Source organism: Hyphomonas atlantica corrig. (genome assembly GCF_000682715.1).
Taxonomy (GTDB): domain Bacteria; phylum Pseudomonadota; class Alphaproteobacteria; order Caulobacterales; family Hyphomonadaceae; genus Hyphomonas; species Hyphomonas atlantica.
This window is the reverse complement of record NZ_AWFH01000063.1, coordinates 78719-102777: the sequence shown is the minus strand read 5'-3', so window position 1 is coordinate 102777 and position 24059 is coordinate 78719. Positions and strand designations below refer to the sequence as shown.

At 60.0% G+C, this 24059-nt stretch carries 29 protein-coding genes; 11 read left to right on the top strand and 18 right to left on the bottom strand.

The window, feature by feature from the left end:
* The first annotated feature begins 49 nt into the window (after positions 1 to 49).
* Entirely contained in the window at positions 50 to 484 is a 435-nt protein-coding gene (locus HY36_RS17315) for a SufE family protein (protein WP_035555681.1), read from the top strand.
* On the opposite strand, the gene HY36_RS17310 is transcribed toward HY36_RS17315, so the two are convergent.
* The gene (locus HY36_RS17310) at positions 448 to 1104 is read right to left on the bottom strand and encodes a hypothetical protein (protein WP_035555678.1); all 657 of its coding nucleotides are present in this window, start codon (positions 1102 to 1104) and stop codon (positions 448 to 450) included. The two genes, HY36_RS17315 and HY36_RS17310, sit on opposite strands and share 37 nt — an antisense overlap.
* Before the next feature lie 3 nt (positions 1105 to 1107).
* A complete protein-coding gene (locus tag HY36_RS17305) occupies positions 1108 to 1452 on the bottom strand; it encodes a helix-turn-helix domain-containing protein (RefSeq protein ID WP_035555675.1) in 345 nt (114 codons plus the stop codon).
* A gap of 122 nt (positions 1453 to 1574) precedes the next feature.
* Here HY36_RS17305 and HY36_RS17300 point away from each other — a divergent pair, with 122 nt between their 5' ends.
* Together HY36_RS17300 and HY36_RS17295 are read left to right on the top strand one after the other, a co-directional pair.
* On the top strand, positions 1575 to 2579 hold the full coding sequence (locus tag HY36_RS17300) for an IS1595 family transposase (RefSeq protein WP_035555672.1): 1005 nt from the start codon (positions 1575 to 1577) through the stop codon (positions 2577 to 2579).
* A gap of 189 nt (positions 2580 to 2768) precedes the next feature.
* The gene (locus HY36_RS17295) at positions 2769 to 3173 is read left to right on the top strand and encodes a hypothetical protein (protein WP_035555669.1); all 405 of its coding nucleotides are present in this window, start codon (positions 2769 to 2771) and stop codon (positions 3171 to 3173) included.
* Here HY36_RS17295 and HY36_RS18480 read toward each other — a convergent pair.
* Entirely contained in the window at positions 3154 to 3297 is a 144-nt protein-coding gene (locus tag HY36_RS18480) for a hypothetical protein (RefSeq protein WP_155842032.1), read from the bottom strand. The two genes, HY36_RS17295 and HY36_RS18480, sit on opposite strands and share 20 nt — an antisense overlap.
* Positions 3298 to 3499: 202 nt before the next feature.
* Between HY36_RS18480 and HY36_RS17290 the strand changes: the two genes are divergently transcribed.
* Both HY36_RS17290 and HY36_RS17285 read left to right on the top strand, forming a co-directional pair.
* Positions 3500 to 3892 (top strand): hypothetical protein, encoded by a 393-nt coding sequence (locus HY36_RS17290; protein WP_162176033.1) that lies wholly within the window; start codon positions 3500 to 3502, stop codon positions 3890 to 3892.
* Positions 3893 to 4190: 298 nt separating this feature from the next.
* Positions 4191 to 4874, top strand: a complete 684-nt coding sequence (locus HY36_RS17285; RefSeq protein ID WP_035555662.1) for a hypothetical protein — start codon at positions 4191 to 4193, stop codon at positions 4872 to 4874.
* A 65-nt stretch (positions 4875 to 4939) separates the two neighbouring features.
* Here HY36_RS17285 and HY36_RS17280 read toward each other — a convergent pair whose 3' ends face one another.
* The 15 genes from HY36_RS17280 to HY36_RS17210 form a co-directional block, all read right to left on the bottom strand.
* Complete coding sequence (locus HY36_RS17280) at positions 4940 to 5440, bottom strand: PAS domain-containing protein (RefSeq protein WP_035555659.1); 501 nt, start codon at positions 5438 to 5440, stop codon at positions 4940 to 4942.
* Between the two features lie 142 nt (positions 5441 to 5582).
* Positions 5583 to 5999: a MucR family transcriptional regulator gene (locus tag HY36_RS17275; RefSeq protein WP_035555656.1), complete on the bottom strand. Its 417-nt coding sequence runs from the start codon at positions 5997 to 5999 to the stop codon at positions 5583 to 5585.
* A gap of 147 nt (positions 6000 to 6146) precedes the next feature.
* Positions 6147 to 7910, bottom strand: a complete 1764-nt coding sequence (locus HY36_RS17270; protein ID WP_035555653.1) for a Na(+)/H(+) antiporter subunit D — start codon at positions 7908 to 7910, stop codon at positions 6147 to 6149.
* Entirely contained in the window at positions 7910 to 8356 is a 447-nt protein-coding gene (locus HY36_RS17265; RefSeq protein ID WP_051602933.1) for a hypothetical protein, read from the bottom strand. Before HY36_RS17265 ends, HY36_RS17270 begins: the two co-directional genes overlap by 1 nt.
* Positions 8353 to 9861: a proton-conducting transporter membrane subunit gene (locus HY36_RS17260; RefSeq protein ID WP_035555651.1), complete on the bottom strand. Its 1509-nt coding sequence runs from the start codon at positions 9859 to 9861 to the stop codon at positions 8353 to 8355. Before HY36_RS17260 ends, HY36_RS17265 begins: the two co-directional genes overlap by 4 nt.
* Positions 9861 to 11390, bottom strand: coding sequence for a monovalent cation/H+ antiporter subunit D family protein (locus HY36_RS17255; RefSeq protein WP_051602932.1), 1530 nt, complete (start codon positions 11388 to 11390; stop codon positions 9861 to 9863). Before HY36_RS17255 ends, HY36_RS17260 begins: the two co-directional genes overlap by 1 nt.
* Positions 11387 to 11911 (bottom strand): cation:proton antiporter subunit C, encoded by a 525-nt coding sequence (locus tag HY36_RS17250; RefSeq protein WP_035555648.1) that lies wholly within the window; start codon positions 11909 to 11911, stop codon positions 11387 to 11389. The genes HY36_RS17255 and HY36_RS17250 overlap by 4 nt, the downstream gene beginning before the upstream one ends.
* Positions 11912 to 11915: 4 nt before the next feature.
* The gene (locus HY36_RS17245; RefSeq protein WP_035555645.1) at positions 11916 to 12368 is read right to left on the bottom strand and encodes a Na(+)/H(+) antiporter subunit B; all 453 of its coding nucleotides are present in this window, start codon (positions 12366 to 12368) and stop codon (positions 11916 to 11918) included.
* Positions 12365 to 12997: a DUF4040 domain-containing protein gene (locus HY36_RS17240; RefSeq protein WP_051602943.1), complete on the bottom strand. Its 633-nt coding sequence runs from the start codon at positions 12995 to 12997 to the stop codon at positions 12365 to 12367. Before HY36_RS17240 ends, HY36_RS17245 begins: the two co-directional genes overlap by 4 nt.
* Positions 12998 to 13002: 5 nt before the next feature.
* Entirely contained in the window at positions 13003 to 13374 is a 372-nt protein-coding gene (gene mnhG / locus HY36_RS17235; RefSeq protein ID WP_035555642.1) for a monovalent cation/H(+) antiporter subunit G, read from the bottom strand.
* Positions 13367 to 13660: a monovalent cation/H+ antiporter complex subunit F gene (locus HY36_RS17230; RefSeq protein ID WP_035555640.1), complete on the bottom strand. Its 294-nt coding sequence runs from the start codon at positions 13658 to 13660 to the stop codon at positions 13367 to 13369. The genes mnhG and HY36_RS17230 overlap by 8 nt, the downstream gene beginning before the upstream one ends.
* Positions 13657 to 14145: a Na+/H+ antiporter subunit E gene (locus tag HY36_RS17225; RefSeq protein ID WP_035555636.1), complete on the bottom strand. Its 489-nt coding sequence runs from the start codon at positions 14143 to 14145 to the stop codon at positions 13657 to 13659. Before HY36_RS17225 ends, HY36_RS17230 begins: the two co-directional genes overlap by 4 nt.
* A 95-nt stretch (positions 14146 to 14240) precedes the next feature.
* A complete protein-coding gene (locus tag HY36_RS17220) occupies positions 14241 to 15440 on the bottom strand; it encodes a DUF2336 domain-containing protein (protein WP_035555632.1) in 1200 nt (399 codons plus the stop codon).
* A gap of 75 nt (positions 15441 to 15515) precedes the next feature.
* Positions 15516 to 15977, bottom strand: a complete 462-nt coding sequence (locus HY36_RS17215) for a DoxX family protein (RefSeq protein ID WP_035555629.1) — start codon at positions 15975 to 15977, stop codon at positions 15516 to 15518.
* A gap of 100 nt (positions 15978 to 16077) precedes the next feature.
* On the bottom strand, positions 16078 to 16902 hold the full coding sequence (locus tag HY36_RS17210) for an isocitrate lyase/PEP mutase family protein (RefSeq protein WP_035555625.1): 825 nt from the start codon (positions 16900 to 16902) through the stop codon (positions 16078 to 16080).
* 164 nt (positions 16903 to 17066) lie between these two features.
* On the opposite strand from HY36_RS17210, the gene HY36_RS17205 reads away from it, so the two are divergent.
* The 6 genes from HY36_RS17205 (at position 17067) to HY36_RS17175 (ending at position 24046) form a co-directional block, all read left to right on the top strand.
* The gene (locus tag HY36_RS17205) at positions 17067 to 18518 is read left to right on the top strand and encodes an MFS transporter (RefSeq protein WP_035555622.1); all 1452 of its coding nucleotides are present in this window, start codon (positions 17067 to 17069) and stop codon (positions 18516 to 18518) included.
* Positions 18519 to 18568: 50 nt separating this feature from the next.
* The gene (gene alr, locus HY36_RS17200) at positions 18569 to 19624 is read left to right on the top strand and encodes an alanine racemase (RefSeq protein ID WP_035555619.1); all 1056 of its coding nucleotides are present in this window, start codon (positions 18569 to 18571) and stop codon (positions 19622 to 19624) included.
* Positions 19602 to 20414: an MlaE family ABC transporter permease gene (locus tag HY36_RS17195; RefSeq protein ID WP_035555617.1), complete on the top strand. Its 813-nt coding sequence runs from the start codon at positions 19602 to 19604 to the stop codon at positions 20412 to 20414. Before alr ends, HY36_RS17195 begins: the two co-directional genes overlap by 23 nt.
* Positions 20411 to 21175, top strand: a complete 765-nt coding sequence (locus tag HY36_RS17190; RefSeq protein WP_027837996.1) for an ABC transporter ATP-binding protein — start codon at positions 20411 to 20413, stop codon at positions 21173 to 21175. Before HY36_RS17195 ends, HY36_RS17190 begins: the two co-directional genes overlap by 4 nt.
* Positions 21176 to 22125: 950 nt before the next feature.
* Positions 22126 to 23508 (top strand): DNA repair protein RadA, encoded by a 1383-nt coding sequence (gene radA, locus HY36_RS17180; RefSeq protein ID WP_035555610.1) that lies wholly within the window; start codon positions 22126 to 22128, stop codon positions 23506 to 23508.
* Positions 23501 to 24046 carry a CvpA family protein gene (locus HY36_RS17175; protein WP_035555607.1) on the top strand — a complete coding sequence of 182 codons (546 nt, stop codon included), beginning with the start codon at positions 23501 to 23503 and terminating at the stop codon, positions 24044 to 24046. Before radA ends, HY36_RS17175 begins: the two co-directional genes overlap by 8 nt.
* Positions 24047 to 24059 lie beyond the last annotated feature (13 nt).

Sequence of the window (24059 nt, the reverse complement as noted above, 5' to 3'; positions counted from 1 at the left end):
AGTGGCCCCGGGGGTTTCTTTTTTGTGAGACATGCCCCATTTGGCGGTCATGACGATTGCAGAAACCGCTGACGATATTCGCGAAGAGTTTTCCTGGCTGGACGATTGGGAAGCGCGCTATGCGCACATCATTGATCTGGGCAAGGCGAACCCGCCGCTTTCCCCGGAAGAGCGCACGGAAGAGACGCGCGTGCGGGGCTGCGCCTCTCAAGTCTGGATGGTGACAGATCTGGCAGACGGCCAGATGACGATCCGCGCCGAGTCGGACGCGATGATTGTGTCCGGCCTGATTGCCTTGCTGATCCGCCTCTATTCCGGCGCAGCGCTGGACGAGATTACCCGCTTCGACGCCAAGGCCCTGCTGGATGAAATCGGGGTCAGCGGCGCATTGACGGCGCAGCGCTCGAACGGGCTTGCCTCGATGCTGGGACGCATCAACAAGGATGCTCAGGCAGGGCTCTCTGCTGCTGGCACCAATTCGTAGGCTCGCGCCAACCGCATCAGCGCCGTCCCCGCTATCGCCCTGACTGTTTCGGCCTCCATGCCCCAACGCACGCACAGGGCTGACTCCGTCGCGCGATCAATGATCAAGTCTTCCAGCTGACGCATACAGACCGTACCCAGATCACTTTCCAGTGCGGCCAGACGCTGCGCGGGAGGAAGCGCCCTCCGCTCTCGCTCGCGCGGGTTCGCCCGCTCACGGCCTGCCCCCATCGGCTGGCTGGCGCGTGTGAACTCATCCTGATAGCGACCGGCAGCGGCTTTCTCTCGCGCCCGCTCCGTTGCTCTCAGCCAGTCATGCGCCAGCCCCCTCGGCTGGCCGGGCACATTTACCTTGTCCAGAGGCGGAGGAACGGCCTGCACCACTGGATCCGGTGACGCGCCGCGCCGCCAGATGATCCGCTCCGGGAAATCTTCCGGCGCACTCAACTGCCCTTCCCTGCGCAAGCGCCCAATGATGTGCGGTGAGACCCAGCCGACAAGCTGGTACCGCGTGTCGCGCCCACGATAGACGCAGAAACTGTCACCTCTGGGAGCCGCAATGCCGCCGCGCCGCAAGATGGGCCGCAATCTGTATTCGGTCAGCAACCTTGTCTGCGCCATGCCTCAGACCTCCACCGGCGCACCATCCAGCACGACCACGCTGGACAGGCCGACGGACAATTGTTCGATCCACAAGTCGAAATCCGGATCGTCCCGGCAATCCTCGATCTGGTTACAACCATGGGCGACCGTCGTGCGATCGCGATTGAAAACGCGGGCCACGCGGCTGAGGCTCATGCCCAGCGCCGTGCGCAGCAAATACATGGCAATCTGCCGGCCCCGCGCCTCGGCCGGCGAGCGGCGCTGGCGGCTGAGGATCGCCTCGGTCTTCAGGCCCAGCGCATACGCCGTCAACGCAGCCGCGAGATAGGCCCTGTCCTCGTCTTTCTGGGGATCGAAATCCTGCATGTCTTTCTCCTGTGATGACAGGCAACAGACTACCCGCTTTCCAGCGGTGTAGGATAACTTTCCTAATTATATACTTGACAAAGCATCGTTGAAATCATAGGTTTTTCTCAACGGAGCCAGTCATGACCAATCTAAATTCCCCAATTTTTCAAAGCGAAGACGCTGCCAGAGAGCATCTTGAAGCCCAGCGCTGGCCCGATGGAGCCGTCTGCCCGCACTGCGGATGCGTCGGGGATAAGCACGTTACTCCGATCAAAGGCGCTCGCGCTCGCCCGTCTGCCGCGCACCCGGAAGGCAAGGAGCGCAAGGGCCTCTACCAGTGCAACGGATGCCGTAGGCAATTCACCGTCACGGTCGGCACCGTCTTCGAGCGCTCCAAGGTTCCGCTTCATAAGTGGCTTCTGGCAACCTACCTGCTGACCTCCTCCAAGAAGGGCATGTCAGCTCACCAGCTGCACCGCACGATTGGCGTTACCTACAAGACCGCGTGGTTCATGTTCCATCGCATCCGCGAAGCCATGAAAGAGGACACCTCCTCTTCTGGTCCGCTGGGTGGCGAGGGCAAGACTGTGGAAGCTGACGAGACCTATTACGGTCAAGTCGATAACCCCCGTAAAACCCGCACCGATGGCACACCCTTCAAGCGCTCAAAGCGTGGCCGTGGTCCTGCTAACAAGCGCGCCGTTGTCTCCCTTGTCGAACGTGGCGGCTCTGTCCGTTCTTTCCATGTGAAGCACGCAACCAAGGCCAGCGTGCGCGAAATCCTCGTCAAGAATGCATCTCGCAAGTCGAAGCTCTATACCGACGAGTCCAAGCTCTACACAGAGACCGGCAAGGAGTTTGCCAAGCATCGCACCGTGCACCACGCCAGCGGCGAGTATGTGCGCGGTGACGTCCACTCCAATACGATTGAGAACTACTTCTCTGTCTTCAAGCGCGGAATGCGCGGGATCTACCAGCATTGCGGCGAGGCTCACCTGCAACGCTACCTGACTGAATTTGACTTCCGTTATAACCGTCGCTCAAAGCTCGGCTTTACCGATGATGACCGTCACAACGAACTGCTCAAAATGATCGCTGGCAAGCGTTTGACCTATCGGCGGCCTGACCAAGCCAGTTTCGCATAAGCAGCGTGTGAGGCGCTTTAAGCGCTGGTACACCAAAAAGAATCGCTTTTAGGTGGGACGCTCCCGAAACCTGTTGACGCAGGCCGGGGGCGTAACAGCAACCGCATGGAGCGCGATTGGCTATGTTCACACCCTTTACTCGCAGAGTCGGGATTCGCCGTCAATTGCCTCCGAACGAGGTAGAAGCGAATGACCAAAACCATTTCCGGAGCCGATTTAGTCGACGCATTTTTTGAAGATGACGGCAGCGCACTTTGGTTTGAATTGGGAAACAAGAGCGGCGAACGAGTTCGCATTGAAATCACTGCCAGTCAGTTCAACGCTATGATGGAGAAATTTGCGGACCTCACTTATCAGGTGAAAGAGGCACAAATAGAATCCATCGACACTCACGCGATGAGTGCGTTGCAGTCCCTCTCTGAGGACGCTCAGTCAGCGGTTGGTGGCGAGTACGTAGTTGTAAGATTTCAAGTTGACCGCAACGGGCTTGCACAGGGTTTCGCAATAACACCTGATCGGGCGCTGAGTCTCTCAGCTCGGATCGAGGAAGTTGCGCGAAAGGCAAGGAAAGCCTCTAGTGAGAGTCGTCACTAGGCTTGTTCTTTGCAGCAGATTTCTGCTCGCGTCCTTTCTTCATCTCTTCATGCGGCTTTGGCTTTGCGTCCATCATCCGCTTGAGGGTTTCGTTGAACTGTTTGTCTTCTTTGGAGTGAGGCATGTTTCCCTCGTATGAGAATTTACACGACGACGACCAGTTACTCTTAGAAGTAGGTCGCTGCCTTGATGTTTGGTCGGTCGTAGAATTAAACTTGGCGGCCATTTTCTCTTATCTATATGTTCCGACATGCGAACCACCCCACGCCCGAGTTGCCATTCGGGCTCCGTTTGATGCAGTGGTATCCTTCGATGCCAGGCTGACAATGCTGGATACAGCGGTTGTAAATAGCCCCATAGCTAACAGCTTAGTCCGCGAACGATGGCCCGCACTCAGTAATCGATTGAGCAAAAAATACAAAAAAAGACACGAGGTTGCTCACTTTAGTATCACGAGAACGAAAAACCCAGATGCACCTGCTACACTGCAGCCGTTCTCGACGTTTACAGCCCATTATCACGAACAGGCTCGAACACCACTGACCCTCGCCAACCTCATCCAGCGTCGTGACTCCTTCTGCCGACTTGCGGATGAAACCGCAGCTTACGTGGATTATCTGCGCTCCCTTCAAGAACACGGTGAAGAAGTTCTCGCAGAAAGAGAGAGTCTGGCGCGGGAGATTCGCGGGACCAACGCCCAGACGCCCAAAGACACCTAACCCCCGCCTCAATCATCTCGGGAGTGATCTCAATTTCATGTACCGGCCTGTCGCCGCTATCTGTAGGGGATTTTGCTTGCTTTGTCATCTATATAATTAGGATAACTTTCCTATCCCGACAAGTTGAAGTCCCGTAATCCTTGGGGATTGCGGTGGGGATGGGCGCAGGAGTTCAGGGGATTGGGCGGTAGATATATCGAATATTTGAAGTGACACAGTCAGCCTATTCAGGCTGACACGAGGAGAGAATCTCCTTCACGTTGAAGCTATCGAAGCTTTTTAGTCGCTGGAGAGCGCGATGCCACAACCCCTTCCAAGAAAGTATGCTGCACAAGTGGTAATCGACCAAGCAGCTGCCCAACGGCAAGAACAGGCTTTGAACGCCGCGAACGCGATATCCCAGTGGTCGAAGTTCGATGCTATGATGCCCGTACTGTACAATAGCTTCCTTCCTTCGGATCCGACACACGCCGCAGTGACGTTTGCTGCGATAAGGAATGCAAAGACTAGGCAGGATACTATACGCAAACTGGGAGAGATCAGTCTTAAAGATCAAAATGACAGGTATGCGCTCGACGCAATTCTGAAAATCTACGAGTCCACGGCAAGAGGACGAGATAAAATCGCCCATCACCTATGGGGAGTTCATAAGGATATTCCAGACGCGATCATTCTTGTGGATCCGAGAGTCATTCGAGACATGAGCACAGCTACGAAGGCGCACGCGACCAACGCGGACTTCACCATTGAAGTAGCTGAAGAATACTTGGAAAAAATGCGGAAAGCCATGATGGTTTGGCGGACGGATGATTTCGCAGATATTACAGCTCGCTCAAGACGCGGCTTTATTCTAACGAACACGTTCTCAATCATGTGCTCCAAGGTCGGTCCACATGCCCCAGATCTGTCTGCCCGCAAGTTACTCTATTCTCAGCCCGAAATATCTGAGCATCTGGCTTCAAAGGTCGCGACGCGGAAGTAAGGAAATTAAGTGACATGCGCAACGCCACGCTCGAGCCACGAGACAGAATTCATTGTAGCCTCTAATCAGGCCGCGATGCCCTGTCCGCCGGTCATGCGGCCCTGCCCGGCTTGCGGCGCATCCTTGCGGGCGCGTGGGCGGACGAGTTCATCATGGCAAAGAACCTGGCTTAGATAGCCATCCGGCCCGGCAAGCGGCAGACGAACCCAGGCGTGTAGCCGGCCGTCTTCCTGCTCGATGACGCCGCCAACCGGTGCGCCGCGCTCCAACGCTGCGGCGAGGCCGAGGCAATAGGCTTCGCCATGCTCGCCCAGAACTTCCTCGATCTGACGACCGCGCGCCTCCATGCCGAAAATCTCGCGCAGGCGAGAGCCGGCAATTCGGAAACGGCCGTTTCCAGCCTGGTCGAACTCGACAATGGAAATACTTGCCAGCATCGAACGGAACTGGCCCGGATCCATCGAATCGCGTCGCACAGAACCGCGCGAATCGCGCAGGCCACACCAATATTCGATCAGCTTTTGCTGCGAATCGGTCACGCCCTTGAACACTTTTGCTTTGGTCATTTCAGTCACCCCCAGGTGATTCGATAGAATCACCTATCGCGCGAGTGGAGTCGCGGATCAAGAGTCTTGGTGAGTTTTTCTTAACCATTCTTGCCAAATGCTTTCATTTCGGATGTGAAACGAAAGTATTCAGCCTTGAATACTATTCGCGCTCAGACTTGCCGAGCCCCATCTTCTTGGCGAGCATTGACCGTTGTCTGGAATAGCCCGGCGCCACCATCGGATAGTCGGGCGGCAAATTCCATTTTTCCCGGTATTCTTCCGGCGTCATGTCGTATTTTGTGCGCAGATGACGCTTCAGGGATTTGAACTTCAGCCCGTCTTCCAGACAAACGAGATAATCCTCCCCGACGGACTTTCGCACCGGAACAGCGGGGCGAGGCGCAACAGGATCGAGTTCCACGGTCCGCAAACCTGCGAGCGCGACGTGCACATCCTTCAGAAGGGCGGGCAAATTCGCCACCTCAATCCGATTGTGGCTGACATAAGCCGCCACGATTTGCGTGGTCAGCATTATGAGGTGGTGCCCGTCTTCTGACGGATTCGCGGTGTCTATCATCACGCGCCCCTTAAGTCATGCTTCTGCAATCAACTTCTCGGGGATAGCGTATTATTACGAGACATTCACGCACAAATCGCAGTATTTATTACAGAATGCGGAATCCCGCACACTGATTGCGCACGCGAATATTCAACCGGTGCCTGATTACCCGGCCGTGATGAAAGACAATAGCAGCACAAATCCGAGCAATATCGCCGTCCAGGTCGCCATGCCTGTGGCCAGACCGCCGCGGGCCAGCTCCCCTCTCGGGCTGAAGGCGGCTTCGATCCTGTTATAGGCGCGCCCGGTCAGCTTGAAGAAGATCGCCGTCAATGCGGGCCCCACCTTCTGCCAGACCGTGCCTGTCCATGTCGCGAGGCCATAGCCAGCCTTGCGATAGGTCCAGTCGCTGTCCAGCACCACGCCCGGCTTTTCAGGCGGGTACCAGCCAAGCCGCTTCAGCATGACAAAGGCGAAGATGGCCAGAACAAGCAACTGCATCTGTGTCAGCACATGATCCAGCGTGAACGGGTGATAGGCCATCGCCTCTTCGCGGTATGGCAACAGATTGTACAGCCACTCATAGCCGAAGCCCGGCACGATAGCTGGTACGCCCACGGCGATACAGATGAAGGCAGCAAGGCCCATCGCCAGCAACATGTTGAAAGGCGCTTCCTTGACGCGCTTGCCGCTATCATGGCCGAAGAAGGCGAAGTACGGGATCTTGATGCCCGAATGCTCCAGCACACCGGCGGAGGCAAACAACAGCATCAGCCAGACCACGGTCAGGCCTTCCTTGCCGACGGCGCTCATGGTCAGCGATTTGGCCGCAAAGCCCGAGAAGAGCGGGAAGGCCGAAATCGACATTGCGCCGATGATGCAGAAGATCGTCGTCCACGGCATGGATTTGTAAAGGCCGCCAAGTTCGGATGCCTTGGTTGTTCCGGTGCGATAGAGCACCGCGCCCATGCTCATGAACAGAAGGCCCTTGTAGATGATATGGCAGAAAGCATGCGCCGCTGCACCGTTCAGCGCGAGCGCATTGCCCACGCCCGCCGTGCCGACACCAATAGCGCAGATCATGAAGCCGACCTGGTTGTTCAGCGAGTAGGCGAGAACCTTGCGCAGGTCATTCTCGATAACGGCGAAGAAGACCGGGAACACCGTCATCACGGCGCCAATCCAGATCAGCGCATCCTGGCCCGGGAACATGCGTGCAAACGCATAGACGGCGAGCTTCGTGGTGAAGGCGGACAACACAACCGCACCCACCACGGTGGCCTTCGGATAGGAATCCTGCAGCCAGTTGTGCAGGAACGGGAACGCCGCCTTGATGCCCAGCGCGATGAAGACAAGCATCGCCCCCGGCTCGTTCAGGCTGGTAAAGGCCGAAATCGAGAGATCGCCGCGAGACTGGTAGACATAGCCAATACCGGCCAGCAGCAGCACACCGGACAGGATCTGCACGCCCAGATACCGCATGGAGGCGAAGTAAGCTGCGCGTGTCCCTGCCCTCAGGATCAGGAACACAGATGTAACCGCCGTCAGTTCCCAGAACACGAACAGAGTCATCATGTCGCCAGAGAAAGTCGCGGCGACCGCAGCGCCCGCATAGGCGATGGACATGCCGTCCTGCAGCCGGTCATCCGTGTGCCACGCATAGATCGCGTTCAGCAGCGCCGCCAGCAGGAAGGCGAGCCCGAAAATGTAGCTGAGATTATCGACCCGGTAGAGCACCATTTCGAGGCCAAGCGCATTGGCCGTCAACAGATTGATGTTCCGATCCGCCAGCGAGACCAGCAGGATCGCCGCAATGGGCGCGGCGATCGTCAGGCCCTGACGAATCCTCCGCATGGGCAGGAACAGCGCCACAAGGCCAACCGCAATCAGCAGCCAACCCGGGTTCAGAAGAGACAGGAGGCCAGTCATCAGAGCTCGTCTCCTTCGTCTGGGTAAGTCGGGGAAGTGTCAGGCGCGGCGGGGACATCCGGGTCAATATCCGCAGGCGGTCCGCCCGGATCGCCATAATAGTCCTCACTGCGACGCAACAGGCGGCCCAGCGGCCAGCCCATCAGAACCACAAAGGCAAATGCCGCAAAGCCCCAGAGTGCGTAGAACCCGGTCGCTTCCGCCATGTGAACATATTCATGCCGGTCCACCGCCAGATCGACCACGATCAGGAAAGCCGACAGGATGCCGACGCCCCAGAAAATGGCGGTGCCGGTGATCTCTGCCTCGGTCCAGCCGAACAGGATTTTCGAGATCGGATGCACCCCGTCTTCGGACGGTGTGTGCAGACGATGCGCAGTCTCAGCAGCCTGTTTCACGAAGCGGCCGCTGGCATCGCGGGTATCATTGGGCGTGTTATCGCTCATGGCTGACCTCCGACGAAGGCAGAAGATGTCGGGTTTTCAAACGCGGGCGACAGGAAGTCCGCCAACGGTCCGACGAGGAAGAACAAGACCACACACAGCGCCGCCGTCAGGACGGGCGCAGCCACGGTAAAGAACGGCGCGCCGCCCGGCCGCTTGAACGGCTTTGGTTCCGGCGTTCCCGGTGCTGGCATCAATGCCAGGATCGGGATGGGCAGAAGATAGGCAATGTTCAGCAGCGACGAGCCAATCAGCACCCACGGCACGAAATCCGTTCCGCGGTCGATGGCCCCCTGCATCAGCTCATACTTCGCCCACGCGCCGGCCATCGGCGGAATGCCGATAATGGACAAGGTGGCAATGAAGAAGGCGATGAAGACCAGCGGCATCTTGCGACCAAGACCCTTCATGTCCGAAATATTGGTCAGGCCAGTGGCGACATAGATGGCACCGGCGCACATGAACAGCGTCATCTTGCCAACTGCGTGCGCCGCAATCTGCAGCGCGCCCCCCATGAACCCGGCCTGCGTGGCCAGCATCGCGCCAAGCGTGATGTAGGAAAGCTGCGCAATCGTCGAATAGGCTAGCCGCGCTTTGAGATTATCCTTCGTCATCGCAACCAGGGACGCGACGATGATGGTGAAGCACGCCACCCACAGCACGAATTCCCGCCCTGGTGTCGCGTTCAGAAGGTCTTCTCCGAAAATGTAGATCGACACTTTCATCACGGTGAAGACACCCGCCTTCACAACGGCAACAGCGTGCAACAAGGCCGATACCGGCGTTGGCGCGACCATCGCGTTCGGCAGCCAGAAATGGAACGGCATCAACGCCGCCTTACCGATACCGAATGCGAACAGGATCAGCAGCGCTGTGGCAACCGCAGGGTCGATGTCATACCCGGCGAGCAACCCGCCCTGCACGAAGTCGAGGTTTTGCCCGGCCAGTGCCCAGGTCCACATCAGCGCCATCAGGAACAGACCGATGGACGTGCCCAGCAGCGTCAGCAAATAGATGCGCCCGCCGCGCTTGGCCGCCGCATCGCCCTTGTGCGCGACCAGCGGATAGGTCGACAGGGTCAACACTTCATAGAAGACGAAGAGCGTGAACAGGTTTGCCGACATCGCAACGCCCATCGCGCCAAAGATAGCGATGGCAAAACAGATGTAGAAGCGTGTCTGGTTCCGCTCTCGATTCCCGCGCATGTAGCCGATGGAATAGAATGAGTTCACGATCCACAGGCCCGATGCGACCAGCGCAAACAGCGCCCCCAGCGGCTCCAGTTTGAACGCGAGGTCCAGCCCCGGCGCGACCTGGCCGATATACAGCTCGGGCACCTGCCCCGCTGAAACTTTTGATGCCAGCGCAATGACGACCCCAAACAGGATGGTCGCGCCGGTCAGGGTTACACCTTCCCGCACATTCGAGAATGCGCCGGTGATGGCAATTCCCGCTGCAATCAGCAGCGGCAGGCACAAAGCGGCCCAGATCAACAGCTCAGAGCTCATCAGAAGGCCTCCAGTCCGAACGCAGCGGCGGCAGCGTCACGCGCCAGGCCGAGCGGCAGTTCGGTCGTGATACCGAAATAGATGTTCGCCAGTGCCAGGATCCAGAGCGGAACCAGCAACAGGATGGGGGCCTCCTTGCGCGATTTGCGCGGGTTGATCGGAGGCCGGAAGAAGATCGCTTCCAGAATACGGCCCATGTAGATCACCGCCAGGAAGCTGGAGAACACAACAAAGACGACAGCCCACCACATGCCCTGATCAAACAGGGCATAGCCAAGCTGCAGCTTGGACTGGAAACCAGCCGTCAGCGGCACGCCGATCAGTGAGAGGCCTGCGATTGCAAAGCCCGTCATGGTCCACGGTGCGGTGCGGCCAAGGCCCGCAAAGTCGCGAATGGTGGTGCCCTGGAAGGTCAGCACAACACCGGCCACCGCCATGAAGAGCGCGCCCTTGATCATGGCGTGGTTCAGCAGGTGGAACAGGCCGGCGCTAACGCCCGCGACGGTGCCCACGGACACGCCAAGGATCATGTAGCCAACCTGCGCAACTGAAGAGTAAGCCAACGTCCGGCGTACATCCGTCTGGAAGACTGCCTGGAAGCTGCATGTGATCATCGCGGCAAGGCCAAGCGGCATCAGCAAGTAAGTGAAGGTTGCCTGCTCGAAGGCGAATTCCGGACGGAACACGGTGAACAGATACCGGATCAGCGCGTACAGCGCGACCTTGGTCGCCGTGGCCGACAGGAACATCGTCACGAAGCTCGGCGAATACGCATAAGCGTTCGGCAACCATTGGTGCAGCGGCCAGACAGCCGCTTTCAGGCCAAGACCAACGATGATGAAGGCAAAGCCCGCCTCAACACTGCGATTGCCTGCCAGCTCTGGCAGCATTTCTGCGATCTGCGCAATGTTCAGCGTACCAGTGGCAGAATAGAGGAAGCCAACGCCGATGATGTAGAAGCTCGCGCCGAGCGTACCCATGATGAGATAGTTGAACGCCGCCGGCAGCGCACGGCGGTCCCGCCCTGCTCCCAGAGCGACGAGCACATAGGTGGAGATCGACGAAATCTCGAGGAAGACGAACAGGTTGAACGCATCGCCCGTGATCGCCACACCGCTAAGGCCCGCGAAGCAGACAAGGAAAGCCGAGTAGAAGAGCGGATGCTTGCGCTCCGGAATCTCGGCTTTCACAGTGGGCCATGAGAAGATCGTCGCCAGCACGCCAATCGCCGCGACCAGCAACAGGATCATCGAGTTCAGCGCATCAACGCGGAGCGTAATGCCAATCGGCACCGGCCAGTTGCCGACATCATAGCCGACCACGCCAACCGGCGACGCCTGTACCTGCCCGACCAGGATCATGGCGCAGAACAGTGCAAATACAGTCGCGAAAATACTGATCAGCCAGGACAGCCGACCGCTTGGCAGAATGGCCAGCAGCGGCGCCAGGAACAACGGCACCATGATGAGCAGCGCAGGCGCGTGCAAAAGCGCCCAGCGCGGCGCCATATCCAGGATCGCTTCGATCATGCCAGCGCCTCTTTCTCAGCTTTTGCCTGTTCGGCTTCCTGCGCGATCGCCGTTTCCATATCGATCTCGCGCACTTCGTCAGCTTCGATCGTGCCATAGGCTTCGCGGATGCGAACGATCAGCGCCAGTCCGACCGAAAGCGTCGCCACGCCCACTACGATCGCCGTCAGCATCAAAACGTGCGGCAGCGGGTTGGAATAGGCATTCGCCAGATCTGCCACGCGGTCGCCACTGGCCGCGGCCGTCAGTGTGGCGTCAAGCGCGGCATGCGCCTCACCCGCATGATCTTCGCCGTGTCCACCACCATGACCGCCCGGCTTGTCCGGATCCATCAGGATCGGTGCCGTGCCCCCGGCAACAATGCCGAGCGTGACATAGAACAGACAGATCGAGGTCTGGAACAGGGACAGGCCGACCAGCCGCTTGATCAGGTTTCCGGAAGCAAACGTGATGTAGAGGCCAATCATCATCAGGCCGATGATTGCCCAGTAGTTTGCGCGTTCAAGAATGAAGAGAAGCATCGGCCTACCAGTCCTCGTCGCGGATTTCGGCCACGCGGCCAGCAAAGGCATAGAAGATCGTCAGCATGGCCCCCGAAACGCCGAACAGTACGCCCAGTTCGATCAGGATGATGCCCACATGCTGGCCATGATGGCCGCCGGGCTCTTCCTGGAAAAGCGCTTGATATTCAAGATACTGTCCGCCCTGAAGCAACGCCCAGAAACCAACACCCGCATACAGCAGCACACCGATGGCGGCGACCGAGCGGGTAAAGGCTGGCGGCACGGCCCGCATGGCGGAGGGAACCCCGAAGACAAGCGCGTAAAGAATGACGCCCACAGCCAGGATCACACCGGCCTGGAAGCCGCCGCCCGGACCGAAATCGCCATGAAACTGAACGTACAGGCCGTACAGGACAATGACCGGGATAAGCGTCTTGGTAATGACGCGCAGGATGACGTGATGGTCGCTCTTCATGAGTCGCTCTCCTCGTCTTCGGCATCAGATTTCGGGGCGTTCTTCGACAGATTCTTGTCTTCGTTGCGGATGGTCTCGGCCAGGGATCGCTCGCCAAAACCCAGCAACAGCGCAACGGCGATACCCGCCACGAACACAACGGTTGTCTCGCCCAACGTATCAAAGCCGCGATAGCTGCCCAGAACTGGCGTAACCACGTTCTCGATGCCGGTATCGTACCAGGCCACACGCAGATAGGTCAGGCCAACGCCCGTATTCGCCGGGGAGTTCGGATCACCCACAGCCGGCAAATCGACCGTTGCATAGATCAGCATGATGCCGGTCGCGATGCAGACGAGCAGTGGCCCGAGCTGGCGTAGCGATTTCTCCGGCTTGGCGGTGCGCGACGTCAGCAGCATGGCGCCAAGCAGAACGGCGGTAGACATGCCCGCGCCAACAGCAGCCTCTGTAAAGCCGACATCCACAGCGTCTACGGCGACGTACCAGACCGCGGAGACAAGCGAATAAATGCCAGACAGCATCACAATGGCAAACAGGCTGCGAAGCCGTGCGATCGCAATGGCCACTACGAAGAGAAGGCCCAGCAGGACAATATTGACCAGCGCGAGGCCGATATCTGGTTCACTCATGGCCATCAGGAATCCAGTCCTTCCTTGTCATGTGTGTCGACAGGCCCGATCAGCGGCTGCAGGCCAGCCGTGTGCGCCGCATTGGCTGCCGCATGCGACGAGGCCGGGCTGGTCAGGTAGATGAAGACGAAGATCGCGACCAACTTGCTGACAACCATCCAGTCCGGCGCCATCAGCGCCATGCCAAACAGAAGCAGCGTCGCGCCTGACGTATCGGTTACACTGGCCGCGTGGAGCCGTGTGTAGAAATCCGGGAACCGCAGGACACCAACCGTGCCCACCACACAGAGCAGCGCGCCGCCCAGGCAAAGCGCTGCGCCGAGCGGAAAGCGCACAACCTGCCACCATTCAGCGATTGATACGACCAAATCAGCCATTGCCACCTCCCTGCCCGCGACGGACCAGCGGCACCTGGAAAGACCGGTACCGGAAGAATTTGAGGATCGCGATCGTCGCTACGAAGTTGATCAGCGCGTAGAGAATGGCGATGTCCAGGAATTGAGGGCGCCCCATCACAAAGCCCAGCAGGCCAAGCGCCAGCACAGTCTTCGTGCCGAACGAGTTCACGGCGAGCACACGGTCATACAGGGTCGGCCCTGCGATCGCGCGGATCAGCAGAAGCAACATCCCGAACAGGACAGCAATCAGGGCGGCGGCGGTCATGCAGGTCTCCTCTTGCCATCTGCGGCCTCGCGGGAGCGGCGGTCCATTTCTGCAAAAGCTTCAGGCTGAGCCGACTGTTCGTACAGCGCATGGACCAGCATCTTGTCGCCCTCAATCTCGACCGTCACCGTGCCCGGCGTCAGCGTGATGGAATTGGCGAACGTCACCTTTGCAAGGTCTGACTCGCAAGCGGTCTTAACCTTCACCAAGGCCGGAGCGATATCGAGATCCGCCTTGAGGCAGGCCTTCACGACGGCCCAGTTGGACTTTGCGATCTCCACCATCAGCCAGGGGAAATACAGCGCGAAGCCGACAATGCGCACATAGGGCGCACCTTCACGGTCAATAATATCAAGCCGATAGGCCAGGATCATACAGACGGCGACAGAAACAGCGCCCAGCGACAACAAGAGAGGAGAGTAATGGCCGGACATGCCCAGCCAGAAGCCAACCAGTGCAACCAGCAACCCCAGAAAGTACGCCACGCGTGCCCCTTTCGCAGATGACCCAATAGGATGAACGCCCTGACCTAAAGGTCTGCGGTCGACTTGAAAAGTGCTTTTCGGACGGTTTTCTGCCCTTACCTGCCAAAAACGAGCCGGACGGTGCGTTGCGGCGAGGAGAAGCTGGCCTCCTCATTCGCCGGGACGTCATCAATCGCCGAGGCGAGCGCGTTTGGCGAGAATGCGGACGACAGCGACCAGTTCCAGTAGCGCAGCGTTGTCTGCGCCTTGGCGACGGTCATGATTTCGAAAATATCGGACACCTTGGCGAATTGCGGGTCGATTTCGCCATCTTCCGTCTGCAGCGGCCGCTTCAGCCCAGCCCACAGGACCGGCAGGAATTCCCTGTTCACGCCTGTTCCCTTGCAGAGCACAGCAATCCCCTCCCCGCCCTTGTCGGTCAGGATCTTCGCTGCGGTCACGGGCTTCAGGCCCGCAAGATAACCGATTTCCTGCGCCAGCTCGGAATCCATCCCGTTCAGCGCCGAGGCGTTGATCGCGTCTTCGAGGCTGTCATACGGACTCTTGTCTATAGCTGCGCGGTTGCGCTGACGGCGTTCGATCAGCTGCAATGCCTTGCGCGTCACGGGATCGGACCAGTTTTCCTCGGCGGCAAGCTCGAACACATCCCGGCACGTGTCGATCACTTCCAACCGGTCGGCAGCGTGACGTTGCAGGATCTTGCGGCGTGTGGCGCTGTCGCTCCACCAGAACATGGCCATGGCCTGGGAAGGCTTGGTCTCCAGCCGCTCAACCAGCAGGTCGCACAGGCTTTCCTCCCCGCGTGAGCGAACGACCAGCTTGTCGATGGCCTGCTCAGGCAGGATCGCCCCGTTGTTCGTCAGCATGTCACGGACCGCCGGGATCTCGGCAAACTCCGCAAGATACTCACACACCGATTCCGGCACCTGCTTGCGCTGGGCGATGATCTGACGGTGCTCCGCTGTGCCGGACATGCAGATTTCCCGCAAATCGCACGCATCAAAGCCTTCATTGCCCTCCAGCACGTGGCGGGCCACCTGAAAGGAACACTGGCCAAGATATCTCAGGACGCGTTTCGGCGCTTCGCGATGCGTCGCCAAACGACGGGCGCACATTTCGCGTTCGGCTTCTTCGGCATGAAACAGGACTTCCAGCAGGATGTCGCCCACCATATGCCGGTCCTGGTGCGCCAGACGCGATGCCGGCATCGACACAAGGTCCAATAAACGCCGGAACAGGGCGTTACGGGCACGCCCGGTCTGTTGCGCCGGCTGGGGTTCCAGTTGATCTTCCATCAGTGCGACCGTCTTCGTTGTAAAGAAAACTGTTGCAGGAAACGGTTAACGGTCTGTGGAAATATATGCGCCGCGTCAGCCCCGGTCTTTTGCGCTCGGGTGTACTACCATCACCAGAAGGCTGCACACGAGCATCAGAATCGCCAGCATGAACAACATGCCGCCATCGGTGGACGTGTTTTGAGGGTCCAGCGAGACAGGCACTTCCCTGCCAAGCCAGGGCGACAGGTGCATGGCCACTGCCCCGCCCAGAATCCCTGCCGACAGGAATGCGCCGAACCGCCGGGTCATTGGCAGGATCAGGAACAGCGCAGCGATCAGCTCAATGATGCCCACAACAACGCGCCCGGTCGGCTCGTACAGGCTGATGCCCGAATTCGTGGCGATGGTCTGGAACACGATGTTCTCGCCCGGCGGATCGAAGAATTTCACCATGCCTTCAGGCGGGTTTGGCAGGGGGTGAATGTTCGCGTGAATGAACATCGCCACCAGAAACAGGGCCAGTGCCCAACTCACGAGATGCCGGAACAAACGCATTCTACATTCCTTTCGCCGGGAGGCCGTTAGGCGGAAGCTAACCATAGCCTCCGGCCGTGGCAACTCAGGCATGCGCGAAGTTAACGTGACATCGCGCTGATCATGTCCTGGCCATCAGACTTGCCCATTCCTGCGTGGCGAATGGTTGCGACTGATAGGAGAACGTCCTCTGATTGAGAATCTCGTCAGCCGCATGGGCCAGCGCACTGTAAGCCGTATTGAGCAGAAGTGGGCCAAGGCTGGCCCGTTTCACGCCCGCCGCTTCCAGGTCAGGAAGGGTAAACGGGAACATGCCGGGAATGGCCAGCACATTGACGGGACGGTCGACGCTTGAGACCACCGTCCGAACGTCGTCGACCGATCTCAGGCCGGGCGCGTAAAGCACATCCGCTCCGGCGTCCTGATAGGCCTGAAGACGGGCGATCGTGTCGGCCAGGTCCGGAATGCCGGTGAAGAAATTCTCCGCCCGTGCGGTCAGTGTGAAATGAAACGGCAGGGCCCGCGCAGCCTCGACCGAGGCGCGCACGCGATCAGCGGCTCTCGCAATCTCATACTGCGGCGCGTCCGGGTTGCGGGTGAAGTCTTCGATAGACCCGCCCACCAGCCCGGCATTCGCACCAAGCCGGATGGTCTCGGCGCAGTCTTCGGGCGTATCTCCGAAACCATTCTCCAGATCCGCACTCAATGGCAGGTCAGTTGCGGACGCCAATCTGGCGATGTGCGCCATCTTCATGTCGCGAGTCACCTGATAGTCTTCCAATCCTTCGGTGGCAGCGAAGCCCGAACTGGTTGTTGCCAGGGCCTTGTACCCAAGACCTGCCAGGATTTTGGCAGATCCCACGTCCCAGGGATTGGGCATCAGAAACATGCCATCCTGTTCGTGCAGGGCTGTAAAACGGGCGGCGCGGTCGGCTTGTGAAATCATAACTGGTCTCCAATGTTCGCCTCCTCCTCAGCATATCTGCGTATGGCGACCCACCCGATTCTTGCGCATCGGTCATGGACATTGGCTCTCAGGTGTCGCACTCCCGGGGGCTTTCCATGTCGGGACCACCTCCATACAGTCCCGCCAATCGTTCCGGAGTGGGCATGTCAGACAAGATGGATGACCTGATTGACGAGATGGCCGAGGACGCGGCCGAAGACATCTCGTCCCCCGTCAGCGGGGTCAGCGGCGCGATCGGCGCCGGCGCATCCCTGCTGGCCACGGCCAATCACTGGCGGGCGCGCCGACTGCGCCGCGGCGTGAAGATCGAACTGCCCGCCTATCTGATGGTCCAGCTCAGCTGGTTCATGGCCTTCGGTCTCCAGATGGTTCTGTTCCCTTACCTGATCACGGGTCAGGAACACCTGCACATGGACGGGCTGGCGCTCGGCCTTGCCAATATGGCCTTGTCGGCACCGTCGGTAATCTTCCTGCTGATCGGCGGCGTCGTGGCGGAGCGCGCAGACGGCAAGCGGCTTTTGATCATCCTGCACCTGCTGGCCGCCGCTCCTGCCCTGTTGCTGGCCTTCGCGGTCTCTCGCGGCGAGCTTTCCTATCCGGCGATGATTGTCTACGGCCTGACCATCGGAACCGTCGGCGCATTCATGATGCCCGCGCGCGATTCGATTGTGAACGAAGTCGTCGAGCGTCGCATGCGTGTCGGCTCCGGTGTGACCCTGCAACTCGGCGTGACGCTCGCCACGATGGCGCAATTCCTTGCTCAGATCGGCGGCTTGATCGTCGGCGGCTATGCCGACAAGCGCACGCTGATGCCGGATTGGCTTGGCGGGTTCGGGATCGGCCCGATCCCTGCGGAACAGCTTCTGGCCATTCAGGGCATGATCCTCGCACTGGGCGCAGGCTTTGCACTGTGGCTTGGACGCGGCAGACAGATCGTGACTGGCGGCAAGGGCATCAAATCCGCACTGGCAGACATCGCAGACGGCTTCCACGCCGTGCGCTCTGACGGAAAACTCTGGGCCATGACGGCGCTGATGTTCGGTGTTGGCATCTTCGTGATCGGCGCGTTTCTTGTCGTGTTGCCGATCGTAAACCGGGATGTGTACGGTTTCGGCTCAGACGGCATCCGGGACATGTTCGTCACCTTCTGGATGGGAGCGTTCGTTTCCTCGGTTGTCCTGTCCATCTTCAAGCGCATCAAGCGTCAGGGCCGCCTGCTGCTGATCGCGCAATTCCTCGCCTCGCTCAGCATCCTCGCCATGATGTGGCGCGTGCCGCACTTTGCCTTTCTCGGCATTGTCTTCATCTGGGGGCTGGCCGCCGGCATCTCCATCGCGATGAGCCGCTCCATCGTGCAGGACGCTGCACCGAAGGAAAAGCTGGCCCGCGTCCTGTCGATCTACCAGTTGGGCTTCATGGCAGGTGCGCCGTTTGGCGCGGCCATCATGGGCGCGCTGGTCGACCTGTTCGGCCCGCAGCGCATCGCTATCGTTCCGGCGGGCGGCATGATCGCACTGATCCTCTGGATGGTCTTCTTCACCCCCGTCTGGAACATGAAAGGCTCCGCCTGGCTGGAGCATCAGGAGCGGAGCTGACGGCTTTGTGTAGATGACACGCCGGTCAAACGCTTTTATCGGAGTGTTGCATGAGCTTCCGTCCCCGCGCCACGGTCCACCTGCCCCATATTGTTGCCAATTGGCAGGCGATTGACCAGCTGCACCCCGGCGCCACAACGGCGGCCGTGGTGAAGGCCAACGGGTATGGGCTCGGCGCGCTGAGAGTATCCGAGACCCTGTCGAAAGCTGGCTGCAGCACGTTCTTCGTCGCCCATATCGAAGAAGGCGTCATGGTCCGCAGAACGCTGGGCGCGGCGCCCCGCATCTTCGTGCTGAACGGCCCCGCCGCCAGAGACTTCCGGTCGTATCGTGAGTCCGGGCTGACACCGGTCCTTTCCAGTGTGGATCAAGTGGATCTCTGGACCCGCAATGGCATCGGCCCGTGCGCGCTGCACTTTGACACCGGCATCAATCGGCTCGGCCTGCCCCCGGCCATGATCGAAACGCAGCTCGATGCCCTGAAAAAGCTGCAACCGGTTCTGGTGATGAGCCATCTGGCCTGCGCGGACGAACCAGATCATCCCCTCAACCAGACTCAGCTCGACCGCTTCACGCAGATCGCGGAGGCTTTCCCGGATACGCCAGCCAGCCTCGCCAATTCCGCAGGCTGCTATCTCGGGCCGGACTATGCATTCGACCTGCTCCGCCCGGGCATCGCGCTGTATGGCGGATCGGACGCCCCAGGCCATGTAGACCTGCAGCCGGGTGTCACGCTGGACGCCCGCATCATCAGCGTGTTCCAGGCCCGTGCCGGAGAGACCGTCGGCTATGGCGCAACCCATACGCTCAAAAAGGACGCCATACTCGCCACGGTTGCGCTCGGCTATGCGGATGGCGTCCCGCGCGCTGGCAGCAATACGCTGATTGGCTATCTGGACGGTTCGCCCTGCCCCGTGCTTGGCAGGGTATCGATGGACCTCATCACGATTGATGTTTCAAAAGCACACGAAGCGGCAAAAACAGGCGCGCGCGTTGAATTCCTCGGCCCGCATGCCAAACTCGAAAATCAAGCGGCGCGCGCTGGCACGCTAGGGTATGAATTGCTTACAGGACTCAGCAACCGTGTCGAACGTTTCTACGTCTAAGCGTGGGGTGCCAAATCCCCTGCAATGGATCGGCGCTGCGGTGCTCGGCTTCTTCGCCGAGATCGGTCGGCTGACCGTATTTGCCAGCCGCGTGAAATTCGCAGCCTTTACCCCGCGCTGGTATCCCGGCCAGGTCTGGCGGCAGGTCGTCAATATCGGCTTCTACTCCCTGCCTGTGGTTGGCCTGTCAGCCGTCTTCATCGGCGCAGCCCTGGCCCTCAACATTTATGAAGGCGGCAGCCGCTATGGCGCGGAACAATTCGTGCCCAGCATTGTCGTGCTCGGCATCACGCGCGAGCTTGGCGCCACGATCACCGGCCTCATGCTGGCCGGGCGCGTGTCTGCTGGCATCTCGGCAGAGATCGGGGCCATGCGCGTCACCGAACAGATCGACGCGCTGGAGACGTTGTCTGCCTCGCCCTACCGCTATCTCTACGCGCCGCGCTTCCTTGCCGCGATCATTGCCCTGCCCCTGCTCGTGCTGGTGGCGGACATCATCGGCATCATGGGGGGCTGGCTGGTCAGCGTCTACGGGCTCGGGTTCGACTCCACCACTTACCTGCGCAACACGCTCGACTTCCTGACCAATGAAGATGTTCTGGTGGGCCTGATCAAGGCGGTCGTCTTCGGCGCGGTGATCGCCATCATGGGCTGTTATCAGGGCGATCGGTCAGAGGCAGGCGCAACCGGCGTCGGCCGCGCAGCGACGCTCTCCATGGTCGGCGCTGCCGTGCTTGTTCTTGCCGCCAACTACCTCATGTCCACCCTGTTCGTGGAGATCGGCCTGTGAGCACGCCCATACTGAGACTCGAGAACGTCCAGAAATCCTTCGGATCGAAACAGGTTCTGAAGGGCGTCGACATCGAAGTGCAGAAGGGCGAAAGCCTCGTCATTCTCGGTGGCTCCGGCTCCGGCAAATCTGTGATGCTGAAGAATGCGCTCGGCCTGATGACGCCGACCGCTGGCAAGATCTTCTTCGACGGGCAGGACGTCACCAAGGCCACCGGCCGCACGCGCGAAAAGATGCGCGCCCGCATTGGCATGCTGTTCCAGTCCGGCGCGCTGTTCGACTCCCTCACCGTCTGGGAGAATGTCGGCTTCCGCCTGCTACAGGTCGACAAGATGCGCCGCAAGGACGCCAAGGAACAAGCCATCGAGACGCTGAAGAAGGTGCGCCTTGGCCCGGATGTGGCCGATCTCTATCCGGCGGAAATCTCCGGCGGCATGCAGAAACGCGTCTCGCTCGCCCGGTCCATCATTTCAAAGCCGGACCTGATTTTCTTCGATGAGCCGACCACCGGGCTTGATCCGATCACGGCAGATGCCATCAATGATCTGATCCTCGAACAGGTGCGCGGCCTCGGCGCGGCGGCGGTCTCGATCACGCATGACATGGCCTCAGCCCGCAAGATTGCCGACAACATCGCCATGCTGTTCGAAGGCAAGATCATCTGGCACGGCCCGGCGAACATCATCGACAATAGCGGCAACGACCATGTCGACCAGTTCGTACACGGACGCGCCGACGGCCCGATCCAGCCCGCGATTTAGGGCTGGCACAACGAACACGGGCAGGTCCACGCACTCCATTCTTGTCATCCCGGAAAACGCACCGCGTTTATCCGGGACCCTTGGCGCTGCCGTTAAAATGGGTCCCGGAAAATGGCTTCACCATTTCCGGGATGACAAGATGTGTTGCTGTGCGCGCGACCGAAAAGAAAGTCCCTAAACGGCTCAAAGCCTGCCCCCCACTTGACCCGCACCTGATCTTCGGGCGCTATCCCGACGCTGTCACGCAGGGGGAGATGCGCCATGATGGACTTTATCAAATATGTCTCGGTGGCGTTTACCGCTGTTTCGCTCGCCTTCACCGGCTGGCTGCAATACGAAAAGTTCCGTCTCGACGGCGAGTGGCACATCGATACCTGTACCGAACAGGCAGATTTGACGCGCTATGAGGGCCTGCATCTCGCTTGGCGCGTCTTCCTGTCAGATGATCCCCTGTCGGCTCCGGTGGTCGGTGATGGCGAAAAGATACAGGAAGCCTTCGCGGCGATCCCCGCCACAGCACGCCATCCTGTGCGTCTGGTCGGCACAAAGGAGATCAACAAGGTGAGCCTGACCGGCCGGTTCGAGGGCCATCGCCGCGCCTCGACCGGACGGTTCGAATTCCAGCCCACCCTGTCGAAGCGCCTCCTGTCTGGATACATCCCCTTCTATCAGCGCAATGTGGATGTGCTGGATGGCAGCTTCGCCTTTACGGCCGGCAATGCACGCGGCCCGGCCCGTGCTGTGCGGCTCGTGAACGGTAAGATACCAGAGGGGATCGCGCCTTTCGCCTGTCTCGGAAAATCCGTCGCCGATCCTCCCCCGCCTGCGGGGGAGGTGGCAGACGGCGAAGCGGTCATGCCCCCTCCGCCCTTCGGGCACCTCCCCCGCGCGCGGGGGAGGATGAACGCAGCCCCTTCCCCCTGCCTGCAAACCCTCATATCTCATTCGGCATGGCCAAGACTGCGACGACTGCCTTTGTGTGCCAATCCTGTGGCGAGGTTCACTCCAAATGGAGTGGCAAGTGCAATGGGTGCGGAGAATGGAACACGCTGGTCGAAGAGACCATCGGTGGCGCGCCGGGCGGGCTCGCCGCGCCGAAGGCCGGCACCAAGCGCTCGTCCAAGGCTGAATTCGTCGCCCTGAACGCCGAAACGGAAACGCCCGCGCGCATCGTGATGGGCGTGGAGGAACTCGACCGCGTCTTCGGCGGGGGCATTGTGCCGTCGTCCGCCACGTTGATCGGCGGCGATCCCGGCATCGGCAAATCGACCCTGCTGCTTCAGGTCGCCGCGCGCCTCGCCCGCAATGGCGTGAAGACGGTCTATGTCTCCGGCGAAGAAGCCGCCGCCCAGATCCAGGAGCGGGCCAAGCGCCTGAAAGTGGCCGAAAGCCCGGTAGACCTCGCGACCGAAACAGATCTGCGCAAGATCCTGTCTGCGCTGAAGGCCGCCAATCCGGACTTTGTGGTGATCGATTCCATCCAGACCATGTGGTCTGACAGTCTGGAAGCCGCGCCCGGCTCGGTCAGCCAGGTTCGCGCCTGCGCGCAGGAGCTGACCCGCTGGGCCAAGAAATCCGGCGCGGCGCTGGTCCTCGTTGGTCACGTTACCAAGGAAGGCAACATTGCCGGCCCGCGCGTGGTGGAACACATGGTCGATGCGGTCTTCTATTTCGAGGGCGAACGCGGCCACCAGTTCCGCATCCTGCGCGCCGTGAAAAACCGGTTCGGCCCGACAGACGAAATCGGCATCTTCGAGATGCACCAATACGGCCTCGCCCCGGCGAAGGAGCCATCGGCCCTGTTCCTGTCCGCTGATGGGGACGCAGAGGGCGGCGCTGCCGTCTTTGCAGCGATGGAAGGCTCGCGCCCCGTACTGGCCGAAGTGCAGGCCCTTGTGGCCAAATCCGCCTATGGCACGCCGCGGCGCAGCGTTGTCGGCTGGGATGGTGGGCGCCTGGCCATGCTGCTGGCCGTGCTGGAGGCGCGCTGCGGCATCAGCCTTGCGGGCATGGATGTCTATCTCTCCGTCGCGGGCGGCTATCGCATCGGCGAACCGGCAGGTGACCTTGGTGCGGCGGCAGCCCTGCTAACCTCGCTTGCCGACATGCCGGTGCCAGAGCGCAGCGTGTTTTTCGGGGAAGTCGCCCTGTCCGGCGCCGTTCGCCCGGTGGCGCGGATGGAACAGCGCCTGAAGGAGGCTGCGCGCCTCGGCTTCACCCATGCCTATGTGCCGGAAGGCAGCCCGACTTCAGTCGATGGCTTGACGATCACCCCGATTAAACGGCTTATCGATCTTGCCCAACTTCTCGCCCCGGACGCCCAGAATGCTTGAGTCCATTACAGCTTTTGATGCCATTGCGGTCGCGGTCATCGTGATTTCCGCCATCATGGCGTTTGCCCGGGGCTTTTTGCGCGAAGTCGCCACGCTGGGCTCGTTTATCGCCGCCCTTGCCGCCGCATACTATGCCCGTCGTTTCTTTGCTGAACCGGTGCGCACGCTGGTGCCGGAAGGGGCAGACCCCGTGCTGGGCGATCTCGCCCTGGTCGTGTTCGCCTTCATCATAGTTTATGTCCTGGTCGCGTGGTTCGGCCAGCGCCTGTCGAAAAACATCCAGGGCGCGGAAGGCATCGGCATGTTCGACCATGTGGCCGGCCTGTTCTTCGGCATCGCACGCGGTGCCATCGCGCTGGTCTTTTTCGCGGTCCTGCTGAATCTGGCACTGGATGAAAGCCGCATCCCGGACTTCATCCTCAATTCCCTGACCTATCCACCGCTCGCCGAAATGGCCGACTATGTGAACGACAATGCGTCAAAAGTCGGAAAAGATGTGCAAGCTGCCCTTCCCTCGGCGGGCAAAACAGGGCAATAGGCCCTCGTCGCAG